A 2,520-nucleotide genomic window follows, 5' to 3' on the forward strand; every position below is an offset into this window, starting at 1 on the left:
GCCCGCGCCGGGGGCCGACCGCGGGCGGCAGGCACCGCACCGATAGTCATGCTCCCGACAAAGGCGTGGTTCGGATTATCGGGAAATGATCACGACCCCCACAAGGATCACTTTCTGGCCAAGATCATCTGCGGCCCTGCGGCTACAGTGAGAGCCGGTCGGACCTCGCGGACGGGGGTGGCAGATGGCGCACGGCGGCCGGAGCACCGGCAGCCCGGTGGTCCACGGCTTCCCGCATCTCGCAACGGTCCGGTCCGCGATCACGGCGCTGTACCGGCGGCTGTCGTACGACGGCGTCCGCGGCTACGCCACGAGCCTCGCGCCCGTCGACGCCGCCTTCGGCGACCAGGACGACCTGTATCTCGGCAGCCAGCGGGTGGCCCGGGCGGTGGTCCGGCATCTCCATCTGCCGGACGCCCGCATGATCGTCGGCTTCCGCGCGATGGAGCACGCCGCCGGGGTCGAACTGACCGCCGGCCCCGAGTACTTCGTCGAGCTCAACGACCGCTTCCGCGCCCACCGCAGGGACATCGGCGCCGCGCTCTCGCACGAGGTCACGCATGTGCTGCTGCACCGCCTGGGCCTGGAGTTCCCCGGTACGCGGGACAACGAGATCCTGACCGACACCGTGACCACGTACCTGGGCGCGGGGTGGCTGCTGCTCGACGCCTTCCGGGAGGACCGGGTCTCCAGCCAGAAGCTCGGCTACCTCACCCCGGAGGAGTTCGGGTACGTCCTCGCCAAGCGGGCGTTCGCCTTCGACGAGGACCCGTCACCGTGGTTCACCAGCCCGCAGGCGTACGAGGCCTACACGAAGGGGCGCGCGCGGGCCCTCCAGGACACCCGGCAACCACCGCTCACCGCGGCGGGCTGGGCGGGCCGCCGCCGCTACGCCAGGGACCGGCGGCACGCCCTGGACCGGCCGGGCACCTCCGCGGACCCCGGTCTCCCGTACGCCTTCGAGGACGGCCCGGACGGGCCGCGGGTCGCCTTCGCGTGCCCGGTCTGCCACCAGCGCATCCGCGTTCCGGTACGGGGCCGGGTGCGCGCCCGGTGCGGACTGTGCCGCACAGTACTGGACTGCGACACCTGAACGGGGCCGCCACGCCGGACCGACGGCCCCGGCTCCTGCGCCGTACGGCCCGTCCGGCGGTGCCACCGGCCGTACCCTTCGGGGGCGGAGCGGTGACAACCACGGGTGGACGGGGTGGACGGAAGTGACAGTCTCGGGGGCCGGCTGGGCGCCGCTTCTGGACGACATCGTCCGCGTGGTCCTCTCGTGGGACGAGGATCCCGCCCTGGCGGTGCGGCGTCTGGACGGCGTGCTCCGAAGGGCGACCCCGCACGAACTGATCCGGATCGAATCGGGCTACCGCGGCCGGCGCCACGGTCTCGGCGCACTCGGTCCCGGGGCCCTGGCCGGCGATCCGGAGCCGGACGACGCGACGGCCGAGCGGCACGGCACCTCCGTGGCGGCCCTGATGTCGTTCGACCGGTCGGGGTATCTGCGGGAGGCCGGCGTCGCACGGCTCGCCGCCACCGAGGACCCCTTCGCGATTCCCTTCCTCCTGCTGCGGCTGAACGACCCGGTCGGACAGGTACGGGCTCTCGCGCAGGGCTCGGTGGCCGCCCGGCTGGGCCCCGAACACGTGGAACTCCTCGTCCGTCTCCTCCCCCTGATCGACCAACTGCGCGGACGCGGCCGGGCCGGCCGGGTGCTGACCGCGGTGGAGGACCTTCTCCACCGCGCCGGGACGGACGCGCTGTGGCGGGGTGCCCGCTCGGACGACCCCCTGGTGCGCGGAAGTTGCCTGCGGTGGCTCACCCGGACCGATCCGGTCGCGGCCGTCGGGGCCGCCTTCACGACCCGGGACCCCGCCCTGTGGCAGTGGGCGGCCCGCACCGCCACCTCCTCACGGCTGACCCCGGCCCAGCAGGACGCGCTGCTTCCGCTCCTCGAAGGCAGCAGCAGCCCCCGCATCCGTCTGCGGGCCCTGCGGGCCAGGGCCCGCAGCCCTCGGGGCGAGGCACAGGTGCGACGGGCCGTACTCGACCCGGACGCCCGGATCCGATACCACGCCCGCGCCACGCTGTACGCCCGCGGGCACAAGGATCTCGCGCCGCAGGTGTACCGCGACGCCCTGGCACCGGCGTCCGTCCCGGACGCGACCGCCATCGGCGCGCTCGGCGGGCTGGCCGACCTGGGCGGCGCGTGCGACGTGCCCCGGATCCTGGACTTCACGGCCCACCCCAGGGCCCGGGTACGCGCCGAGGCCTGGCGGGCCCTGGGCATCCTGGACCCGCTGGAAGTGGACCGGAGGGCCGACCGGCTGGCGGCCGACCCCAGCGGCAAGGTGCGGCGCCACCTCCCGGGCCCGCGCACGGAGTGACACCGGCGCCGGACCGGCACCCGCGAAGCCGTCCCGCCCGGGCCCCCTCCGCCGGACCCGCGCGGGCCGGGCCCTACCGCGCCCCGTACACCGGCTGCGCCGGCTCCGCCCGGGCGAGCAGCTTCCGTAC

2 protein-coding genes are annotated in these 2,520 nt (G+C 75.0%); both read left to right on the plus strand.

The window, feature by feature from the left end; genetic code table 11:
- The first annotated feature begins 184 nt into the window (after positions 1-184).
- Positions 185-1,093: a hypothetical protein gene (locus AADR41_RS41885; protein WP_342287698.1), complete on the plus strand. Its 909-nt coding sequence runs from the start codon at positions 185-187 to the stop codon at positions 1,091-1,093.
- Positions 1,094-1,217: 124 nt separating this feature from the next.
- Entirely contained in the window at positions 1,218-2,390 is a 1,173-nt protein-coding gene (locus AADR41_RS41890) for a hypothetical protein (RefSeq protein ID WP_342287700.1), read from the plus strand.
- Positions 2,391-2,520: the final 130 nt, after the last annotated feature.

The organism is Streptomyces sp. CLV115, from assembly GCF_038448545.1.
Classification (GTDB): Bacteria; Actinomycetota; Actinomycetes; order Streptomycetales; family Streptomycetaceae; genus Streptomyces; species Streptomyces sanglieri.

Excerpts from the sequence above, each read along its gene's own strand:
- AADR41_RS41885 (WP_342287698.1), top strand. The coding sequence starts at position 185 with ATGGCGCACGGCGGCCGGAGCACCGGCAGCCCGGTGGTCCACGGCTTC.